We start from the raw sequence: 20,734 nt of genomic DNA, 5'->3' as shown, positions 1-20,734 counted from the left end.
TGTTTTTAACGCAGCATCACCGAGCGCAGCCACTTTACGTACAGAGCCTAGTAGTAAGCGTTTTCTTTCTGCGTATGGTCGGTCACATCGCGAACGCCCGACAGCTCGGGAATGCGCTCAAGCAACGTACGCTCGATACCTTCCTTCAACGTGACATCAGCCTGACCGCAACCCTGGCAACCGCCACCGAATTGCAGAACAGCAATATTTTTTGCCTCTTCTTCAACCACATCGATCAGCGTGACCTGACCGCCGTGACTGGCAAGGCCCGGATTGATCTCGGTTTGCAGATAATAATTGATGCGCTCGTTGATCGGGCTGTCGGCATTGACCATTGGCACCTTGGCGTTTGGTGCCTTGATGGTCAACTGGCCGCCCATGCGATCAGTGGCGTAGTCAACTACGGCATCATCCAGAAAGGCTTCGCTGAAACCATCGATCCAGGCGGTGAAGCTCTTCAGGCCGATAGCCTTGTCTTCCGGCTTTTCTTCACCCGGCTTGCAGTAGGCAATGCAGGTTTCGGCGTACTGAGTGCCGGGCTGAGTAATAAATACGCGGATGCCAATGCCCGGGGTGTTCTGCTTTTCCAGCAGATCGGCCAGATAATCGTGGGCGGCATCGGTAATAGTGATAGCGGTCATGAAAATTCCTCGCAGACGTGCCAGCAGTTTACGCCAATCGGCACCGTCACACAAAGTCCTAGTATTTTTGTCAGGTTAATGCCTGCGCCCGGCTGACCGCTCGGCGTCCGTCCAGCCAGCTCTTCATCCTTCGGTAAAGGCCCTTCTCGATCCATTCATAACTGACCCAGGCACCGATGGCGATAATCGGCACGCAGAACGCGAACACCACATAAGGACTGAGGCCAAAGCGCTGCGCCATCAGCAACCCGCCGTACAGCACCAAGACATGCAGCAGGTAGACCGAGTACGAGCAATCTCCCAGTACCTTGAGCAACCTGTTGCCCTGGAAATACGGTTCCAGCGAGATGCACGACAGCACGATCAAGGCACTCGGCAGTCCCCAGTTGAGCAGACGCTGCTCATTGGTCAGGTGATTGATCGCATACAGCCCTACCGCAATACTCGCCAGCGGCAGCCATAGCGCCTGTTTGATCCAGCCACGGCGATAGAGGATGCCGATGCCGATACCCAGCAGGAATTCGTAAATAATGTCGTTGCCATAGAAGCGGCTGATCAGCCCGGTGCGGGCCAGAACCTCACTGACCGCAAACAGCGCTGCGGCAATGATCAGCGGCCGGTGACGCTGTTGAAAGAGGAATACCACCGAGAACAGCAGGTAGAAAAACATCTCATAGTTGAGCGTCCAGCCGACGTTAAGCGTCGGGTAAAGGCCATAACCACCGGGGTTTTCGGAAGGAATGAATACCAGTGACAAGAGGAAGTTCTGCCAGCCGATGACCTGATGCGGGAGCATCGGTGCTGCAATCAGCAACAACAACGCCATGGCGGCGGTATACAGCCAATAGGCCGGAACAATTCGAATCAGACGATGCAGAATGAAGCGCCGTGCAGGAATATCGCTGTTCTGCGTCGACAAAAAGATAACCAGACCACTGATGACAAAGAAGATATCAACGCCGACCGCGCCCTTCGACACAAAGAACTGTCCCACCGGGCCGCTGGCCTTGAAATCGAAAAAAATCTGCATGAAGTGATGACACACCACGACCCACGCTGCGAACGCCCGTAGCGCCTGAACTGAAATCAACATCACAAAAAACCTCTACTGCCTGACTTTCAATCATGGGTCGTTTGATAAACCGGCCTATGACGCGCACCATTTCGGACCACCTTTTTGGAAAAAAGATCGCGCGAGATACATTTCGTTCAGGAAGTAAAGATGGCCGCAGGCCATGTTACACAAGGGCCTGCGGCGTGAAGCCCCGGTTTTTCAGAGGTTCTCGTAGCGATTCATGTCCAGCACACCCGCTTCGCGTGGTTCAGTTTCCTGAACGTAGCGATTCAGATCGTGGAAGTAACTCCAGAACAGTGGATGAGTACGACGGATGCCCCAACGCTGGACGATTTGTTCGAAACTCGCCTGATCCTTGCTCTGCTGCATGGCATCGACAAAGGCCGGCACCTGTGCGACCGGAATATTGAAGATGAAATTCGGATAACTGCTGAGCACGCCCGGGTAGACGGTCAGTGTGTCCAGCCCAGGTATATAGCGATAGGACTCGCCCAGCAGAAACGCGACGTTACTGTGTGCACGGTTGCGCAGCATGCTGTAGATCATGCGTTTGCCGTCGCTGCCCTCGATGCGCAGCATGCTTGCTTCCGGCAATTGATCGATGACTTTCAGGCCCGCCGCCGGGCGTGAGGTCAAACGGCTCAGTGCCTGTTCCGCCTGGGCAAAACTGCTGTCGAGGTTCGGCCGAGAACAATACGCCCCGCTACAGCGGTTGATTGGATCAGGCGCGGCATTCAGGCTGCCGGAACGCTCGATCAGCTTGAACGCAAAGTCACGCTGCGGGGCCTTTTCATCGAGTTTGATACCGGTTGGCGTATCGTCATCGATCTTCTGGTAATCCAGCCACATCTTGATCTTGCCGCCATCCTGATAAAGATCGCTGAGTATGTCTTCCCGGCGATCGGCGGGCATCAGGCGCAGGAAGTTGATCTCGGCACCGTTGCGGATCAAATCGAAATACAGCCGGGTCTGTGCCTGATGTGAAACATTGCCATAGACATCGAAGTTCACCGCCAACTGGTAATAGGTACGCTCCAGCAACGGGAAGTCGAACAACCACATGGAGTGCGGCACGTCGCCAATCAGGCCTTTATTGACCGAAGCGCTGTCGAAATGACGGAAAACGGTCAGCAAGGCATTGTCGTTGCCAGCCCACAGCGTGCTCCACCCCGGTGCCGGCATTTTCGCGTAACTGTCGCGGCGCATGTCTTCATATTGATTACGCCGGTCCCGGTACGACAGCCACAGGCTGAGCACGCTGCCGACATCATCGTTCTGCCCCGGCATGGCCAGTAAAGGCGTGGCCTGCCCGCGATAAGCCGCATCGGTGATGTAGTGGTCGTGCTCAGGGTCCTGAAACAGCACCCAGAACTGATCGCGAATCACATCGGTCGCGATTTGCCCGCGACAAACCGGTCCGCGAATGAAGGTGCGGACGAAATACTCGGCATTGTCGAGCATGAACTGATAGCGCGACGCTGCCGGGATGGCTTCAAAGGTCAGAAACGGATTGGCCCGATGGCCAGGGCCATAGCCAGGCAGTGCGTTGACCTTCCAGTCGTTACCATAGAACAACTGCCTGACCCGCGTCAGTTTCTGCGGGCTCATGGCATAGGTAATGTGGGTCTTGTGAACGATCACGCCCTGCACAGGGATCAATCGATAATAGAAGTCACTGCCCGGATCATCGTCGGGGCGACGAGTAGCGATCAGGTCCACAGGCTTGCCGCTTGGGGTTCGCGAGCGCACCCACTGAAAGAAGTGCCCCGCTTCGCCGCCCTCGAAATAGATATGTGCCAGAAACAGGTGCTCAAACAGCCAGCGACCGACCAGCGCCTGATTCGCGCCAGGCTGGTTGAGCTGCGCCTCCCAGGCATTGATCTGCGCCGTTTCCGTGACACTCGGGGTAATGGTCTGCTGCTCCACCGGCGAACCGGCAGCCAGCCAGCGCTGCAGTGTCTGGTATTCGGCATCGGTCAGGCCAGCCACCGCCAGTGGCATGCCTTGTTGCGCATGAGCTGCGGCATAGGCGTTGAATTCGCCGGGCAGCGGGCAGACATTTTCGCGATTGATGCCCAGTGCGATCTCGTCCGGAATTTTGCTGTTGGCTGGCAACGGCGCGCTGCGCCCCAGATCGAGCATGCGCGCCATCAGGGCTGCCTGACTGCCCTGGGCCTCCAGCACAGAGTAAAAACCCTTGCCGCGCCACGCCTCGGTATCACGCGCATCATAAAACAGTCGGGTCGGCGCTACCGCCTCACTGCGCTCGCCCTGGTAAACCGGGATCTTGCTGGCACCACGGCTCACGCCTTCCCCGCTGCCCAGGTTCAACTGGCAGGGAGCGTCGTTGCAGGCATGGCAGGCAACGCATTTCTCGGTAAGGATCGGCTGAATATCCTTTACGTAGGAAATAGCCGGGCTTGCGGGTGTGGCTGAGGGTGTCTGGGCCTGTGCAGCACAGCAGATAAAAAGCAAGGCGATGCTTGCCAACAAACGGTGCGGCATATCCCGTAGGCTCTGTCATTAAAAATGGCACAATTCTACTAGGCCGTCATTGCCTCCAACATGAATGATTTTCATGCAAAAGCCGCAGCACCACCAAAACCGTTCCGGTTTGCTATCATCCCGTTCTTTAAAGTATCGACCTTCTCAAGGTAGCCCCCATGTCTGACCGCAGCGCCCGCCATCAAGCCTTTCTCACTGCTCTGAAACAGAGGATTCTGATCCTCGATGGCGGCATGGGCACCATGATTCAGAGCTACAGGCTTGAAGAGCAGGACTATCGGGGCAAGCGTTTCGCCGATTGGCCAAGCGATGTCAAGGGCAACAACGACCTGTTGATCCTGACCCGGCCTGACGTGATCGGCGCCATTGAGAAGGCTTATCTGGATGCCGGTGCCGACATTCTCGAAACCAATACCTTCAACGCCACTCAGGTCTCCCAGGCCGACTATGGCATGGAGTCGATCGTCTACGAACTGAACGTGGAAGGCGCGCGCCTGGCACGCAAGGTCGCGGACGCCAAAACCCTTGAAACGCCGGACAAGCCGCGCTTCGTGGCGGGCGTGCTGGGCCCTACCAGCCGCACCTGCTCGCTGTCGCCGGACGTCAACAACCCTGGCTATCGCAACGTCACGTTCGACGAGTTGGTCGAGAACTACAGCGAAGCCACCAAGGGGCTGATCGAGGGCGGTGCCGACCTGATCCTGATCGAAACCATTTTCGACACACTTAACGCCAAGGCGGCGATCTTTGCCGTGCAGGGCGTGTTCGAAGAAGTGGGTTTTGAACTGCCGATCATGATTTCCGGGACCATCACCGACGCTTCGGGACGTACCCTGTCGGGACAGACCACAGAAGCCTTCTGGAACTCGATCAGCCACGCCAAGCCGATCTCGGTCGGTCTGAACTGCGCGCTGGGTGCCAGCGAGCTGCGCCCTTACCTGCAAGAGCTGGCCAACAAGGCCAACACCCATGTATCTGCGCACCCCAACGCCGGTCTGCCCAACGCCTTTGGCGAATACGACGAACTGCCGAGCCAGACGGCGAAGATCATCGAAGAGTTCGCCCAGAGCGGTTTCCTGAACATTGTCGGCGGCTGCTGCGGCACCACCCCGGCGCACATCAAGGCGATTGCCGAGGCAGTCTCGGGCTACGCGCCACGCAAAATTCCGGACATTCCAAAAGCCTGCCGTCTGTCGGGCCTTGAGCCTTTCACCATCGATCGCCAGTCGCTGTTCGTCAACGTCGGCGAGCGTACCAATATCACCGGCTCTGCCCGCTTCGCCCGCCTGATCCGTGAAGACAATTACACCGAAGCGCTGGAGGTCGCCCTGCAGCAGGTCGAGGCCGGTGCCCAGGTGATCGATATCAACATGGACGAAGGGATGCTCGACTCGAAGAAGGCCATGGTGACCTTCCTCAACCTGATCGCAGGCGAGCCGGACATTTACCGCGTACCGATCATGATCGACTCGTCCAAGTGGGAAGTGATCGAGGCCGGCCTCAAATGCATCCAGGGCAAGGGCATCGTCAACTCCATCAGCATGAAGGAAGGCGTCGAGCAGTTCATTCATCACGCCCGCCTGTGCAAGCGCTATGGTGCAGCCGTGGTGGTCATGGCCTTCGATGAACAGGGGCAGGCCGACACCGAGGCGCGCAAGAAGGAAATCTGCAAGCGCTCCTACGACATTCTGGTCAACGAAGTGGGCTTCCCGCCGGAAGACATTATCTTCGACCCGAACATCTTCGCCATCGCTACCGGTATTGAAGAGCACAACAACTATGCCGTGGACTTCATCAACGCCTGCGCCTACATCCGTGACGAGCTGCCGTATGCGTTGACCTCGGGTGGCGTGTCCAACGTGTCGTTCTCGTTCCGCGGCAACAACCCGGTGCGCGAGGCGATTCACTCGGTGTTCCTGCTGCATGCGATCCGCAACGGCCTGAGCATGGGCATCGTCAACGCCGGCCAGCTGGAAATCTACGACCAGATCCCTGCTGAACTGCGTGACTGCGTCGAAGACGTGGTGCTCAACCGTAACGCCGAAGGCACCGACGCACTGCTGGCAATTGCCGACAAGTTCAAGGGTGATGGCAGCGTCAAGGAAGCGGAAACCGAGGAATGGCGCAGCTGGCCGGTCAATCAACGGCTGGAGCATGCGCTGGTCAAGGGCATCACCATTCATATCGTGCAGGACACCGAAGAGTCGCGTCTGGCATTCACCCGCCCCATCGAAGTGATTGAAGGCCCATTGATGGCGGGCATGAACGTGGTCGGTGACCTGTTTGGCGCAGGCAAGATGTTCCTGCCTCAGGTGGTGAAGTCCGCACGGGTCATGAAACAGGCAGTTGCACACCTGATCCCGTTCATCGAGCTGGAAAAAGGCGACAAGCCAGAGGCCAAGGGCAAGATCCTCATGGCCACGGTCAAGGGCGACGTCCATGACATTGGCAAGAACATCGTCGGCGTGGTGCTGGGCTGTAACGGCTACGACATCGTCGATCTCGGGGTGATGGTGCCTGCCGAGAAAATTCTCCAGGTGGCGCGCGATGAAAAGTGCGACATCATTGGTCTGTCAGGCCTGATCACGCCGTCACTGGACGAAATGGTCCATGTTGCCCGGGAAATGCAGCGCCAGGACTTCCATCTGCCCTTGATGATCGGTGGCGCGACCACCTCCAAAGCCCACACTGCGGTCAAGATCGAGCCTAAATACAGCAATGATGCAGTCATCTACGTCACCGACGCTTCACGTGCGGTGGGCGTGGCGACCCAGTTACTGTCGAAAGAACTGAAACCGGCCTTCATCGAAAAGACCCGCCTGGAATACGTCGAAGTACGTGAGCGTACCTCGGCACGCAGTGCGCGCACCGAGCGCTTGAGCTATGGCGCGGCGGTGGCGAAAAAGCCGCAATTCGACTGGGAAAACTATACCCCTGCCCAACCGACCTTCACCGGCACCCGGGTCCTGCAGGATATCGACCTTAACGTGCTGGCCGAGTACATCGACTGGACACCGTTCTTCATTTCCTGGGACCTGGCCGGTAAATACCCGCGCATCCTGACTGACGAAGTGGTCGGTGAAGCGGCCACCGCGCTGTATGCGGACGCCACTCAGATGCTGCGCAAGCTGATCGACGAGAAACTGATCAGCGCCCGTGCAGTATTCGGCTTCTGGCCAGCCAATCAGGTCAACGATGATGATCTGGAAGTCTATGGCGACGACGGCAAGCCGCAGGCGAAGCTGCATCACCTGCGCCAACAGACCATAAAGCCTGACGGCAAGCCGAATTTCTCGCTGGCCGACTTCGTCGCGCCGAAAGACAGTGGCCTGACCGACTACATCGGTGGCTTCATCACCACAGCCGGCATTGGTGCCGAAGAAGTTGCCAAGGCGTATCAGGACAAGGGCGACGACTACAATTCGATCATGGTCAAGGCGCTCGCCGACCGTCTGGCCGAGGCCTGTGCCGAATGGCTGCACCAGCAGGTGCGCAAGGAATACTGGGGTTACGCGAAAGACGAGGCGCTGGACAACGAGGCGTTGATCAAGGAGCAATACATGGGCATTCGTCCGGCTCCCGGCTACCCGGCCTGCCCGGATCACACCGAAAAAGGCACCCTGTTCGCCCTGCTCGATCCACTGCCGGAAGGCACACCCGAACATACGCCCGGCAAAAGCGGCGTGTTCCTGACCGAGCACTACGCAATGTTCCCGGCTGCGGCCGTCAGCGGCTGGTATTTTGCCCATCCTCAGGCGCAGTACTTTGCGGTAGGCAAGGTGGATAAGGATCAGGTCGAAAGCTACACCGCCCGCAAAGGCCAGGATCTGAGCGTCACCGAGCGCTGGCTGGCACCGAACCTGGGTTATGACGAGTAAGCACTGACCCGGCTACTTGCCGCCTGGGCGATCAGGCGGCAACATGTTTTTCAGGGAAAACGGTGAGTCCGCGCCAAAAGCCCCCACGTTGAATGCCTGAATATCAAGCCGGTAGCGCTCCTCGCGGGTTGCGTTCAGAAAGCGCTGCGTGTCCTTCGGCTCGACCAGGTGCAGTACATCGATAGTGCGCGCGCCGACCTGTTGCCGGGCTTGCCGCTGGGCAGTGTCATAGCGGTGCAACAGGATGATTGCCCATCCGCCCAGGGTGAAATGCCCGGTAGCAACCACGCTCAGGTTGCCATTGAGCTGGGCCTGCAATGAAAGCGAGGTGCCATTAATGGCACTGAACAACACATCTTCACCCGGTTTGCCGCCTTTTTCCCGCAATGCATCCATCGCACCGAACGCCATTTGCTCATTGGCAGCCCATACCAGGCGTGTCTGCGGGTAGCGTTTGAACAACACGCGCGCCTGCTCGAGTGCGCGATCCCGACGCCATCCTCCCAGCGCAATTTGCCGCAAATGCACCTCCGGGTGCTCTGACAAGGCGCGCAGCATGCCTTTTTCACGCAACAGGGACACAGGCGTGGTGTTGGTGCCCGAGAACGCGAGCATTTCAACCTCCTGCCCTTCCATGACCGGGTGAGCAAGGCTGATAAGCCTTTTCGCCGTCAGGTAACCACCCTGCTCGTCGTTGCCGACCAGGCTGCCAATGAAATCCGGATAGCGCGACGGCAGATCACCCAGAATACGAATCTGATCCGCCGTCAGTGTATTGTTGACGGCGAACAGCTTGACCCCGCTGCCTGTAGACATACGCAGGATTTCAGGGGCGACATTCAGCTCATTGGAAAACATCAGGTAGTCCGGACGCACATACCCTTGCAGCGTATCGCGCGCCATGGCCAGCAACTTGCGGGTGTCGCGATCGGTATAGAGAATTTTGAGTGACATACCGGTGGTATCGGCGGCCGTCTGCATCACCCGGGCATGGCTCTGCCAATAGCCATCGGTTTCTGTACCGGGACTCAGAAATACCACCGAGGCGGCACATGCGGATCCGGCCCACCAAAAGCCGAATAGCATTAGCCAGCCAACAAATAGCGCCTTCATATCAACGAACCTTGAGGTAGCAGGAATTTATCGCTACACGCGAGTTGTCGGCTGCTACAGCAAGGTTCTGGAGACTCCGGCAAATTCTTTGTTCAGCCTGTCACTGGCTGCTGGCCCAGAACATCGCGGCGCCCACGGCCAGTACGACAATGAATAGAATGGCCCAGGCGTCCACGGATCTGCCCGGCTTGGTTACTTTCGGGTGCTTGCTCATCGCATCGCCTCTTGTCGGTCTTATGGGTGATTGCATAAGAAAGGAAGGGTTACGACACTCATTCGGCATCGGTCAATTCACAGTTAAGTCGAGTCTTGCCCACACGGCAAGCAGGGATATGACCGAACGCCTTTTTGCTTATCGCTTTTAGTGATTTGCATATATATAAACATCACTTTTATCGATATCTGCAAACTGCTATCGTCGCCTTCGCTCCCGACGGAGTGCGCGGCCGTGCGCGCAGAATTGACCAGATGGAGCAGGCTACCGCAAGTGACGGGCGTGTGCCCGGACTGACGCAACTGCCCTGCTTCATGACGAAGCCTGAGAACAGGACCTATATGTACGTATACGACGATTACGATCAGAAGATCATCGAGGACCGCGTAAAGCAGTTCCGGGATCAGACCCGACGCTACCTTGCCGGGGAACTGAGCGAAGAAGAGTTTCGACCGTTGCGCCTGCAAAACGGTCTTTATGTGCAGCGCTTTGCGCCGATGTTGCGTGTGGCGGTTCCATACGGCCAGCTGACCTCGCGTCAGGCGCGCATGATGGCCAAAATTGCCCGTGACTACGACAAGGGCTACGCGCACATCAGTACTCGCCAGAACGTACAGTTCAACTGGCCTGCGCTTGAAGATGTACCGGATATTCTCGCTGAACTGGCGACCGTGCAGATGCACGCGATCCAGACCAGCGGCAACTGCCTGCGCAACGTGACCACCGACCAGTTTGCCGGTGTTGCTGCAGACGAACTGGTGGACCCACGCCCATGGTGCGAAATCGTCCGCCAGTGGACCACGTTCCACCCGGAGTTCGCCTACCTGCCGCGCAAGTTCAAGATCGCAATCAACGGTTCGACCAGTGATCGCGCCGCCATCGAAGTACATGACATCGGTCTTGAGCCGTTGTGCAACGAAGCCGGCGAGCTGGGCTTTCGTGTCCTGGTGGGTGGCGGCCTTGGCCGTACGCCGGTTGTAGGTGCCTTCATCAACGAGTTCCTGCCGTGGCAGGACCTGCTGAGTTACCTCGACGCCATCCTGCGGGTCTACAACCGTTATGGCCGTCGCGATAACAAGTACAAGGCGCGGATCAAGATTCTGGTCAAGGCACTGACGCCTGAGGTGTTCGCCGCCAAGGTCGACGCCGAAATGGCGCACTTGCGTGGTGGCCAGACCACCCTGACCGAAGCCGAAGTGCAGCGCGTTTCCCGGCACTTCGTCGACCCGCAATACAAGGCTCTCAGCGACCAGCACGCCGAACTGGCAGCACTGGACGCTCAACACCCAGGTTTCGCTCGCTGGCGTCAACGCAATGTGCTGGCCCACAAAAAGCCTGGCTACATTGCTGTGACCCTGTCGCTCAAGCCCACCGGCGTTGCGCCGGGCGACGTGACCGACAAGCAGCTGGACGCCATCGCCGATCTGGCTGATCGTTACAGCTTTGGTCAACTGCGCACTTCCCACGAGCAGAACATCATCCTGGCCGACGTCGAGCAGGCCGAGCTGTTCACCCTGTGGAACGAGCTGCGCGACAATGGTTTTGCCACACCGAACATTGGTCTTCTGACCGACATCATCTGCTGCCCTGGCGGTGATTTCTGCTCGCTGGCCAACGCCAAGTCGATTCCGATTGCAGAATCCATCCAGCGCCGCTTCGACGATCTGGACTACCTGTTCGATATCGGCGAGCTGGACCTGAATATTTCCGGCTGCATGAATGCTTGCGGCCACCACCACGTCGGCCATATCGGCGTGCTGGGCGTGGACAAGAAAGGTGAAGAGTTCTATCAGGTCTCACTCGGCGGCAGTGCCAGCCGTGATGCGAGCCTCGGCAAGATCCTCGGCCCTTCCTTTGCCCAGGAGGCGATGCCGGACGTGATCGAGAAGCTGATCGATGTCTACGTTGAAAAACGTACCGAAGACGAGCGCTTTATCGACACCTACCAACGTATTGGCATTGACCCTTTCAAGGAGCGCGTCTATGCAGCGAATCATTAAGAACAACGAAGTCATTGATGAAACCTGGCACTTGTTGCCGAAGGAAACCACCTTTGACAGCCTGTCGAACTGCGACGACCTGATCGTGCCGCTGGCACTGTGGCGCGAACACGCGCATGCATTGAAGGCACGCGATGGCGGTTTGGGCGTATGGCTGGACAGTGATGAAGAAGCCGAAGAGATTGGCGCAGATGTGGACCAATTTCAGGTCATAGCCCTGAACTTTCCGGCTTTCACTGACGGTCGTAGCTTCTCGAACGCGCGCCTGTTGCGTGATCGCTTTGGCTACAAGGGCGAATTGCGTGCCATCGGCGACGTGTTGCGCGATCAGTTGTTCTACATGCGCCGCTGTGGCTTCGACGCCTTTGCAGTGCGTGCCGACAAGGACCCGTACGAGGCGCTGGAAGGCCTCAAGGACTTTTCGGTGACCTATCAGGCTGCAACCGACGAGCCGCTGCCGCTGTTCCGGCGCCGCTGATTCAGGCGACCTGCTCCATCGTCCCTTTGCTCACTTGAGATGACTATCGTGCCTGCGCTCCGCGTAGGCATGCAGTTCGTGGTTCTGTGGTGTCAGGTGATTGGCGTTCGGCTCAGGTTATCGTTCCCACGCTCCGCGTGGTAATGCCTTTCGTGACGCTGTGCGTCACACGGTCGTCCTGCGAGATCAGGTGGATTGCGTTCGACTCAGGTCACTTTTGCGCCCTACGACGCCTTACTTTGAGGGACTAAAGTAAGCAAACTCCTTGCTCCTGTTTCCGGCCCGACTTCGTCGGGTTCCTTCGCCCTGTCACTAACGTTGCACTCTGCGTCGCCAGTGCCATCATGATAAAAAGCGCTTTGGTTTATGTGCCGTGATTACGGGCAAGGCATGACGTTGCGCGGCAGCCCAATTGTGACGCAGAGCGTCACGAGACAGCATGACGACGCGGAGCGTCGCACGATAGTTGGAGATTATCGTTCCGCACGCTCCAGCGTGTGAACGCGGCTCTGGACGCTCTGCGTCCGATCTTGATGTGCGACGCAGAGCGCCGCACGATAGTTGAGGTTATCGCTCACACCGGAGCATTGGCGCAAGTCGTTACCCCCCTAAACAATGCCTACCAGAACCGCTGCTGAGTCAAACGTCCCCACCACTTGGTGGCCAGTTGATCCGCCGAGGTGGCTGCAGCCATACCCATGCGCTCTTGCAGGCTCTTGCGTTGCACGTAGTGCAGGTGGAACACGTCTGCATCCTTGGCGCGCTCGGCCAGGTACTCGTCGCTGGTCTTGAGTTCGTCGACCAGCAGTTTGTCGACCGCTGCCATGCCTAGCCATACCTCACCCGTCGCCACTTCGTCGATGGACAACTGCGGGCGGTAGCTGGAAACGAAGTTCTTGAACAGGTCGTGGGTGATGTCCAGGTCCTGCTGGAATTTCTCGCGACCCTTCTCGGTGTTTTCGCCAAACACCGTCAGGGTGCGTTTGTATTCGCCTGCGGTCAGCACTTCAAAATCGATGTCGTGCTTCTTCAGCAAGCGATTGACGTTCGGCAACTGCGCCACGACGCCGATGGACCCGAGGATGGCGAAGGGTGCGCTGATGATCTTGTTGCCGATGCAGGCCATCATGTACCCGCCACTGGCCGCAACCTTGTCGATGCATACGGTCAGTGGAATACCGGCCTGCCGAATGCGTGCCAGTTGCGAGGACGCCAGACCATAGCTGTGCACCATGCCCCCACCGCTTTCCAGACGCAGGACCACTTCGTCCTTGTCGGTGGCCAGCGTCAGCAGAGCGGTAATTTCATGACGCATGCTTTCAGTAGCCGAGGCCTTGATGTCACCGTCGAAATCCAGCACATAGACACGGGATTTTGGCTCGGCCTGCTTTTTTTCTTTTTTCAGGGCCTTGCCCTGCTCCTTGCGCAACGTCTTGAGGCGCTCTTTGTCGAGCAAGGATTGCTCGAGCCGCTCACGCAGGCCTTTATAGAAATCATTGAGCCGGGTGACCTGCAGTTGCCCGGCCGTTTTGCGACGCCCCTTGCCACGCATGGACGCAATGGCAACCAGCACCACCACGATGGCGATCACCAGCGTCACGGTTTTGGCCAGAAAACTTGCGTAATCGACAACGAAATCCACGAATATCCCTCATTTGCGTCAGGCCCTTACCAATCAAGGGCCGCAATAAATGCAGCATACCGACGCCCCGTGCGACGCACCAGCTATCGAGCCGTTACAAACCATTAAAACGATGATTTCAAACGAGCGTATGTTTTTTCATTGACAGTCGCCCGGCATCCCTCATAACCTCGACCCACCTTCAACGTACCGAGACAACACGGACGTGGGCAGCATCTATCTGATACGACATGGCCAGGCCTCATTTGGTGCAGACAATTACGACGTCCTGTCGCCCACGGGCATTCGTCAGTCACAAGTGCTGGGTGCTCACCTCGCGCAGTCGGGCATGACCTTTGACCGGTGTGTATCGGGTGAGCTCCTGCGCCAGAAAGACACGGCACAGCATGTGCTGGGCCAGTACACAGAAGCAGGTATTGAAACGCCTCCCGTACAGCTCGACAGCGCCTTCGATGAATTCGACGCTGAAGGCGTGATCAGGGCGTTGATACCGGCGATGCTTGTCGATGAACCGCAAGCACTGGATATTCTGCGTGACGTCGCCGGCAACCCCGCAGGGTTTCATCGGTTGTTCAACCTGATTACCAAACGCTGGCTGAGTGGCGAGCACGACACGCCGGGGCTGCAAAGCTGGCAAGGTTTCGTAGACCGCGTCAAGGCAGGCCTGGACAGAATTCTTCAGGACGCAGGTCCGCATGAGCATATTGCCGTGTTCACCTCCGGCGGCACCATTACTGCCCTGCTCCACCTCGTTACCGGAATGCCTGCAGCAAAGGCACTGGAGCTGCACTGGCATATCGTCAACACTTCGCTGCATCAGCTCAAATTCAAAGGCAACGACGTTACCCTGGCTTCCTTCAACGGTTACACACACTTGCAACTGCTGAAGACGCCGGCGCTCATTACCTATCGCTGAGCCCGGCCAATCGCGTCCTTGCGGACGCAAGTACTCACCACAAAAGGATCAAGACATGACCTCAGTAGCAGACGCCGTACAAACCATGAAGAACAAGTTCAACCCGGCTGCTGCTGCCGGTCTGGACCTGGTCTTCGGTTTCCATATTACCGACGAAGACAAGCACTACGCCCTGATCGTCAAGGACAGCACCTGCGAATTGCAGGAAGGCGAAAACCCGGACGCCAACGTGACCCTGGTCATGGACAGCGAAACCCTCAAGGGCATTGTCAGCGGCGAGACCGATGGTATGCAGGCATTCATGGGCGGCAAGCTGCGCGCCGAAGGCGACATGATGCTGGCCATGAAGCTCAGCGAACTGTTCCCGGTGTAAACACCTGACGCTTTGCAAGCTGCACCAAAAAAACCGAAGCCCCGCCGGCTTCGGTTTTTTTGTCTGTGCCGTTCTGTATAAGGCAGCAATCAGAGCCGCTGATTGCCCGGCAACACGCTAGTCTATAACGCTGCCGCGAGCTTGCTCGTGGTTCAGACGATCATTAGATTAGTCAATAGTTTAAGCTGACCATAATAAACACAAGGTATACGTATGGCACTGACTGACCAGTCCACCGGGATCCGCAGCGGCGAAGAACTGGACGCCTCCCTGATAGATCCGTACCTGAAGGCGCATCTGGCGGATCTGCATGGCACCCCGGCGATCAGTCAGTTCCCCGGTGGCGCATCGAACCTGACGTATCTGATTCAGTACCCAGAGCGCGAGTTGGTGCTGCGGCGCCCACCGTTCGGACACAAGGCGCGATCGGCAAATGACATGGGTCGTGAATACCGCATTCTCAATCAGCTCAGAAATGCCTTCCCCTATTGCCCGCAAGCGTACCTGCACTGTACGGATGAGTCGGTGATCGGCTCGGAGTTTTACGTGATGCAGCGCGTCAAGGGGATCATCCTGCGCTCTGACCTGCCACCCGAATTGGCGCTGGATGCACGACAGACTGAAGACCTGTGCAAAAGCTTCATCAACAAACTGGTGGACTTGCACCGCGTTGATTACCAGGCGTGCGGCCTGGGTGATCTGGGCAAACCCCAGGGTTACGTGCAACGGCAGATTTCGGGCTGGTCGGAGCGTTATGAAAAAGCGCGAACCCCGGATGCTCCGGCATGGGAGCAGGTCCAGGCGTGGCTGGCAGACAAAATGCCTACCGACTCGCCCACCTCCAGCATCGTGCATAACGACTACCGCTTCGACAATGTGATCCTGGATCCGGAGAACCCGATGAACATCATCGGCGTGCTGGACTGGGAACTGACCACGCTCGGTGATCCGCTGATGGACCTGGGCAATACCCTCGCCTACTGGGTCCAGGCTGACGACCCGCTGCCGGTTCAGTTGACACGTCGCCAGCCGAGCAATGCCCCCGGCATGCTGACGCGCCAGGCGTTCGTCGACTATTACGCCGAACGTTCGGGCATCCGTATCGACAATTTCGACTTCTACTACACCTACGGCCTGTTTCGTCTGGCCGGTATCGTGCAACAGATTTACTACCGTTTTTTCCATGGACAGACTCAGGACAAACGCTTTGCCCGGTTCATTGACATGAACAGGCTGCTGGAGCAGATGAGCCTGAATGTAATCACCAAATCCAGCCTTTGACCGCCAACGCCAAGACAAGGAAACGACATGTCCAGAACCCAGCTTTTCGACCTTGATGGCAAGGTTGCTTTTGTTTCAGGTGCGAGCCGGGGAATCGGTGAAGCCATTGCCAGGCTGCTCGCTCAACAGGGCGCGCACGTTGTTGTGTCGAGCCGCAAGCTCGACGGGTGTCAGGCGGTTGCCGACGCCATCATCAGCGAGGGCGGCAAGGCCACAGCCATTGCCTGCCATATTGGCGAGATGGAGCAGATAACCAGCGTTTTCGCCCAGATTCGCGAGCAATTCGGGCGCCTGGATATACTGGTCAACAACGCAGCCACCAACCCGCAGTTCTGCAATGTGCTGGACACCGACCTCAGCGCGTTTCAAAAGACCATCGACGTTAACATTCGCGGCTATTTCTTCATGTCGGTGGAAGCCGGCAAGCTGATGCGCGAAGGCGGCGGTGGCAGCATTATCAATGTTGCATCCATCAATGCGGTGTCGCCAGGTGCCTATCAAGGTGTCTATTCAATGACCAAAGCGGCGGTGGTCAACATGACCAAGGTGTTCGCCAAAGAATGCGCCGAGTTCGGAATTCGCTGCAACGCTTTGCTGCCCGGCCTCACAGATACCCGATTTGCATCGGCGCTGGTCAAGAACGATGCGATTCTCAATATGGCCCTGGCGCAGATTCCGCTGAAACGCGTCGCAGCTCCCAGCGAAATGGCTGGCGCGGTCTTGTATCTGGCGAGCGCAGCGTCCAGTTACACCACCGGCGTTGCGCTTAATGTCGACGGCGGATTTTTATCCTGATGTCTGGAACTGAATGCCACGCTGAAAAATGAATTAATTTTCCATATTTTATATTTATGGAATATATTTTCCGCATAACAACAATCCTCTCTGGAGAATGTCATGCGGGAAAACCCTTCTACGTCGCTGGCGCAACTGGGCATCGGGCTGATCGGCACCGGTTTCATGGGCCGTGCCACGCCCTGGCCTTCGGCAATGCCAATGCCGCCCTTGATCTGCCGGCACGCATTCGACTGACCGCCCTGGCGGATGCGGACAGCGTCAGGGCCGAGCAGTGCGCTAGCGCCTGGGGCTTCGATCACAGCCACGCTGACTGGCAGCACCTGATCAGTGATCCGCAGGTGCAGATCGTGGCGATCACAACGCCCAATCATCTGCATTTCCCCATGGCCATGGCCGCCATCGCCGCAGGCAAGGCAGTGTATTGCGAAAAACCGCTGGCGGTGAGCCTCGCCCAGGCCGACGACATGCGCCGTAGCGCCAAGGCCGCCGGGGTTGTTACTCAGGTTGGCTACAACTACCAGCACAACCCTATGATCGGCCTTGCCAGGGAAATGGCGAACTGGGCGATATCGTCAGTTTTCAGGGTGAGTTCAGCGAGGACTTCATGGGCAACCCGTCGTCCCCTTGGTCGTGGCGTTGCGAAGCGGCGCATGCGGGCGGCGCGCTGGCCGATCTGGGCAGCCACTTGCTGGCGATGGCTCGCCATTTGCTGGGCGATGTAGAAGCGGTCTGCGCTGACTCCAGCACCGTACACCGCCAACGCCCTGCGAGTAACGGAAGCCAGGAAATGCGCAGCATCGCAGTGGATGACCAGACCCACGCACTGCTGCGTTTTGCCAATGGTGCGCGCGGAACCTTCAGTAGCAGTTGGCTGAAACACGGCTACAAAAACCACCTGAGTTTCGAAATCAGCGGCACCAAGGGCACACTGGCATTCGATCAGGAACGCCTTAACGAACTGCGCATTTACCGCACTGGCGCAGTTGGGCGTGATGGTTTTCAACGTCTTCTGGCAGGCCCTGCGCAACCCGGTTACGCGGCATTCTGCCCGGCACCGGGCCATCAGCTGGGTTACAACGAACTCAAGGCACTTGAGGTACAGGCACTCATTCTTGCAGTATGCGGCAAGGGCAGCCGTGGTCCGGACTTCGAAGAAGCCTGGCAGATCGAGCGTCTGGCGACTGCCATTCGCCTCGCCGCCGCCGAGCAGCGCTGGGTCGCGCTCAGCGATATCTGACTTCCTGCAACGCTTGGCAAGGGGGTAGAATGCGCCACATTCAGGCAGCCATTCTGCCCCCTCCCGCCGCCCCTATAAGCACGCTTGCCACCATGCCTTTTGAACTCAGCGTCGACCTGACCACCCTCGCCATTCTTGCTGTCGTTGCGTTCATCGCGGGCTTTATAGACGCCATCGCCGGTGGTGGCGGACTGCTTACTACACCCGCCCTGATGACAGCCGGTCTGCCACCGCATCTGGTGCTGGGCACCAACAAGCTCAGTTCGACGTTCGGTTCGGCAACCGCCAGTTTTACGTTCTATCGCCGCAAACTGTTTCACCCCAGACAGTGGATACACGCAGTGGTCGGCACTGCGGTGGGTGCCGCAGCCGGCGCGGTCATTGCTCATTACCTGCCAGCCGAATGGCTGAACCAGATGTTGCCGGTCATTGTGTTCGGTTGCGGGCTGTACTTGCTGTTTGGCGGCACGCCCAAGGCACCACTGGATAGCAATGCTCCGATCAAAAAGAAATGGCAACTGCCACAAGGGCTGGGGCTGGGCTTCTATGACGGTGTTGCCGGGCCCGGTACCGGCGCCTTCTGGACGGTCAGCACGCTGCTGCTCTACCCGGTGGATCTGGTCAAGGCCAGCGGCGTGGCACGCAGCATGAATTTCGTCAGCAATGCCGTGGCGCTTTCGGTATTCATATTTTCTGGCCAGGTGGACTACATCATCGCCCTGAGCATGGGCCTTGCGGTAATGCTGGGTGCCTACTTCGGCGCAGGCACTGCAATCAAGGGCGGTGCCAAATTCATCCGCCCTGTGTTCATCACCGTGGTATTGGGCCTGACCGTGCGCCTAGCCTGGCAGCACTGGTTCGGGGGCGCCTGAGCGTTCGGCCAGATACGCCTCGATAAGATAGCGGGCGATAGAACGGTTGGCCGGTAACGGCGGCAAGTCATCAATATGAAACCAGCGTGCGTCCTCGATTTCTTCCGCCTGGGGCACTATGTCGCCGCTATCATATTCGGCATGGAAGCCAAGCATCATCGAGTGCGGAAACGGCCAGCACTGGCTGCCCATGTATTTCAGGTTCTTGATGCGCACCTGCACTTCTTCCATCACTTCGCGGTGCACGCAGTCTTCGGCAGACTCGCCCGGCTCTACGAACCCTGCCAGCGCGCTGTACATGCCGGTGACAAACCGTGGTGAGCGGGCCAGCAGTATTTCATCGCCCCGCGTGACCAGCACGATCATGCTCGGGGAAATACGCGGGTACAGACGCAGGTTGTCGTGCTCGCAGAACATCGCCCGCTCTCCACGGATCTGCACCGTCGCACGACCGCAGGCTCCGCAAAAGCGATGTTCTCTGGCCCACGTACTGACTTGCGCGGCGTAGCCGAGCATCTGGAAGACCGCAAAATCGCCTTCCAGCATGAACTGACGCAAGCCTTGCCACGAACAGCCCTCGACCGCAACCGAGCGCTCAAGCACCAGCAGGTAGACAGGCTCACCCTCAAAATAGCCGATGCCGTGCTCGCTCTGCACTGGCAAATCCAGCCCCGCCAGCCAGCCTCTGGGGAACATTGCCCCATTGGTATCCAGCAAAAACCCCTGATCACTCTGGACCACAGCCAAACCACCATCGGCCTCGACATCCAGAACTGCAGTTGTCCAACGCTCCGGGTGCGCCATGGAAAAACTCCTTTGCTCAGATTCGAGCTCTATCATGAATCAATTATCGAAGACCGGCTTGTGCTTGTTCATCTGCGCAACCATCGCCAGCTTCAGGTCAGGTGATTGCAGCATGGCTGCGTTCCAGATGGCAACGTGTTCCAGGCCGTCCTCCACTCGGTGATCGCGCATGTAGCTGATCATTTGCTTGGTGCCTTCGATGGCAATGGGTGATTTGCCGGCTATCTCCCGGGCCACCGCGAAGACGCCCTGCAACAGACCTTCCAGGTCATCGAAGGTGCGATTGACCAGCCCGATCCTCTGCGCCTCTTCAGCTCCCACGGTACGCCCGGTATAAGCCAGCTCACGCAGCACGCCATCGCCGATGATTCGCGGCAGACGTTGCAGAGTCCCTACATCCGCTGCCATGCCCATGTCGATCTCGCGAATGGCAAACTGGGCGTCGGCGGCGGCGTAACGCATGTCACAGGCCGAAATCAGGTCTATGGCACCACCCAGGCAATAGCCCTGAATAGCAGCCAGAACCGGCTTTCGGCAATTTGCCACTGCAGTGAACGAAGCCTGCATATCACGGATCTTGCGCCTCAACAGCCGGGCATTACGGCCTGGATCCTTGCCCATCTGGTTGGCAACAGAAGCCAGCAATGCCAGATCGATGCCCGACGAAAAATGTTTACCCGCTCCGCTGAGTATTACTGCCCGCACTTCGTCATTGCGCTCAATCCAGTCGAATATGCCGATTATTTCAGTCCAGAACGCCTCGTTCATTGCGTTGAGCTTTTCAGGCCGGTTGATCTGTACGTGAGCAATGCTGTCAGCCAGCTCGACCCGGAAACTTTGATAATCGGTCACGATGTGATCCTCAGGGCATGTTGAGTATTCAGGCGCTGGACTATAACAACAGCGA

The 20,734-nt window shown here is 57.8% G+C and carries 15 protein-coding genes and 1 pseudogene; 9 read left to right on the top strand and 7 right to left on the bottom strand.

Translation table 11 applies throughout. The features are described from left to right. Nucleotides 1–47: 47 nt before the first annotated feature. The 3 genes from nfuA to FFH21_RS13925 all read right to left on the bottom strand — a co-directional run bounded on the left by nfuA (nucleotide 48) and on the right by FFH21_RS13925 (nucleotide 4,047). Nucleotides 48–641 (bottom strand): Fe-S biogenesis protein NfuA, encoded by a 594-nt coding sequence (gene nfuA / locus FFH21_RS13935; RefSeq protein WP_002553665.1) that lies wholly within the window; start codon nucleotides 639–641, stop codon nucleotides 48–50. 70 nt (nucleotides 642–711) lie between these two features. Then, complete coding sequence (locus FFH21_RS13930) at nucleotides 712–1,734, bottom strand: acyltransferase (RefSeq protein WP_041924550.1); 1,023 nt, start codon at nucleotides 1,732–1,734, stop codon at nucleotides 712–714. Between the two features lie 180 nt (nucleotides 1,735–1,914). After that, nucleotides 1,915–4,047, bottom strand: coding sequence for a fatty acid cis/trans isomerase (locus FFH21_RS13925; RefSeq protein WP_122319209.1), 2,133 nt, complete (start codon nucleotides 4,045–4,047; stop codon nucleotides 1,915–1,917). 332 nt (nucleotides 4,048–4,379) lie between these two features. On the opposite strand from FFH21_RS13925, the gene metH reads away from it, so the two are divergent. Next, nucleotides 4,380–8,099: a methionine synthase gene (gene metH / locus FFH21_RS13920; protein WP_011168681.1), complete on the top strand. Its 3,720-nt coding sequence runs from the start codon at nucleotides 4,380–4,382 to the stop codon at nucleotides 8,097–8,099. Between the two features lie 12 nt (nucleotides 8,100–8,111). On the opposite strand, the gene FFH21_RS13915 is transcribed toward metH, so the two are convergent. Then, nucleotides 8,112–9,212, bottom strand: coding sequence for an ABC transporter substrate-binding protein (locus FFH21_RS13915; RefSeq protein WP_004667578.1), 1,101 nt, complete (start codon nucleotides 9,210–9,212; stop codon nucleotides 8,112–8,114). 555 nt (nucleotides 9,213–9,767) lie between these two features. On the opposite strand from FFH21_RS13915, the gene FFH21_RS13910 reads away from it, so the two are divergent. After that, nucleotides 9,768–11,426 carry a nitrite/sulfite reductase gene (locus FFH21_RS13910; protein WP_011168680.1) on the top strand — a complete coding sequence of 553 codons (1,659 nt, stop codon included), beginning with the start codon at nucleotides 9,768–9,770 and terminating at the stop codon, nucleotides 11,424–11,426. Continuing rightward, nucleotides 11,410–11,904: a DUF934 domain-containing protein gene (locus FFH21_RS13905; protein WP_002553657.1), complete on the top strand. Its 495-nt coding sequence runs from the start codon at nucleotides 11,410–11,412 to the stop codon at nucleotides 11,902–11,904. The genes FFH21_RS13910 and FFH21_RS13905 overlap by 17 nt, the downstream gene beginning before the upstream one ends. A gap of 619 nt (nucleotides 11,905–12,523) precedes the next feature. Here FFH21_RS13905 and sohB read toward each other — a convergent pair. Next, nucleotides 12,524–13,546, bottom strand: coding sequence for a protease SohB (gene sohB, locus FFH21_RS13900; RefSeq protein WP_004667577.1), 1,023 nt, complete (start codon nucleotides 13,544–13,546; stop codon nucleotides 12,524–12,526). A gap of 205 nt (nucleotides 13,547–13,751) precedes the next feature. Between sohB and FFH21_RS13890 the strand changes: the two genes are divergently transcribed. From FFH21_RS13890 to FFH21_RS13865, 6 genes and pseudogenes are all read left to right on the top strand, one after another. Next, nucleotides 13,752–14,462, top strand: a complete 711-nt coding sequence (locus tag FFH21_RS13890) for a histidine phosphatase family protein (RefSeq protein ID WP_004658096.1) — start codon at nucleotides 13,752–13,754, stop codon at nucleotides 14,460–14,462. Nucleotides 14,463–14,517: 55 nt separating this feature from the next. Next, the gene (locus FFH21_RS13885) at nucleotides 14,518–14,835 is read left to right on the top strand and encodes an SCP2 sterol-binding domain-containing protein (RefSeq protein ID WP_002553652.1); all 318 of its coding nucleotides are present in this window, start codon (nucleotides 14,518–14,520) and stop codon (nucleotides 14,833–14,835) included. Nucleotides 14,836–15,048: 213 nt separating this feature from the next. After that, nucleotides 15,049–16,116 carry a phosphotransferase family protein gene (locus tag FFH21_RS13880; protein ID WP_004665055.1) on the top strand — a complete coding sequence of 356 codons (1,068 nt, stop codon included), beginning with the start codon at nucleotides 15,049–15,051 and terminating at the stop codon, nucleotides 16,114–16,116. A 27-nt stretch (nucleotides 16,117–16,143) separates the two neighbouring features. Continuing rightward, entirely contained in the window at nucleotides 16,144–16,911 is a 768-nt protein-coding gene (locus tag FFH21_RS13875) for an SDR family oxidoreductase (RefSeq protein ID WP_005743582.1), read from the top strand. Between the two features lie 102 nt (nucleotides 16,912–17,013). After that, nucleotides 17,014–18,151: pseudogene (locus FFH21_RS13870) on the top strand (Gfo/Idh/MocA family protein). A gap of 92 nt (nucleotides 18,152–18,243) precedes the next feature. Beyond that, nucleotides 18,244–19,023, top strand: a complete 780-nt coding sequence (locus FFH21_RS13865) for a TSUP family transporter (protein WP_011168679.1) — start codon at nucleotides 18,244–18,246, stop codon at nucleotides 19,021–19,023. Here FFH21_RS13865 and nudC read toward each other — a convergent pair. Together nudC and FFH21_RS13855 are read right to left on the bottom strand one after the other, a co-directional pair. Then, a complete protein-coding gene (nudC, locus tag FFH21_RS13860) occupies nucleotides 18,991–19,827 on the bottom strand; it encodes an NAD(+) diphosphatase (RefSeq protein WP_004658101.1) in 837 nt (278 codons plus the stop codon). The genes FFH21_RS13865 and nudC overlap by 33 nt on opposite strands. 39 nt (nucleotides 19,828–19,866) lie before the next feature. Then, nucleotides 19,867–20,679 (bottom strand): crotonase/enoyl-CoA hydratase family protein, encoded by an 813-nt coding sequence (locus FFH21_RS13855; RefSeq protein ID WP_002553647.1) that lies wholly within the window; start codon nucleotides 20,677–20,679, stop codon nucleotides 19,867–19,869. Between the last annotated feature and the right edge of the window lie 55 nt (nucleotides 20,680–20,734).

Origin of the sequence: Pseudomonas sp. KBS0707 (assembly GCF_005937945.2) — a bacterium.
Classification (GTDB): domain Bacteria; phylum Pseudomonadota; class Gammaproteobacteria; order Pseudomonadales; family Pseudomonadaceae; genus Aquipseudomonas; species Aquipseudomonas amygdali.
This window is presented reverse-complemented; position numbering and strand designations above follow the sequence as displayed.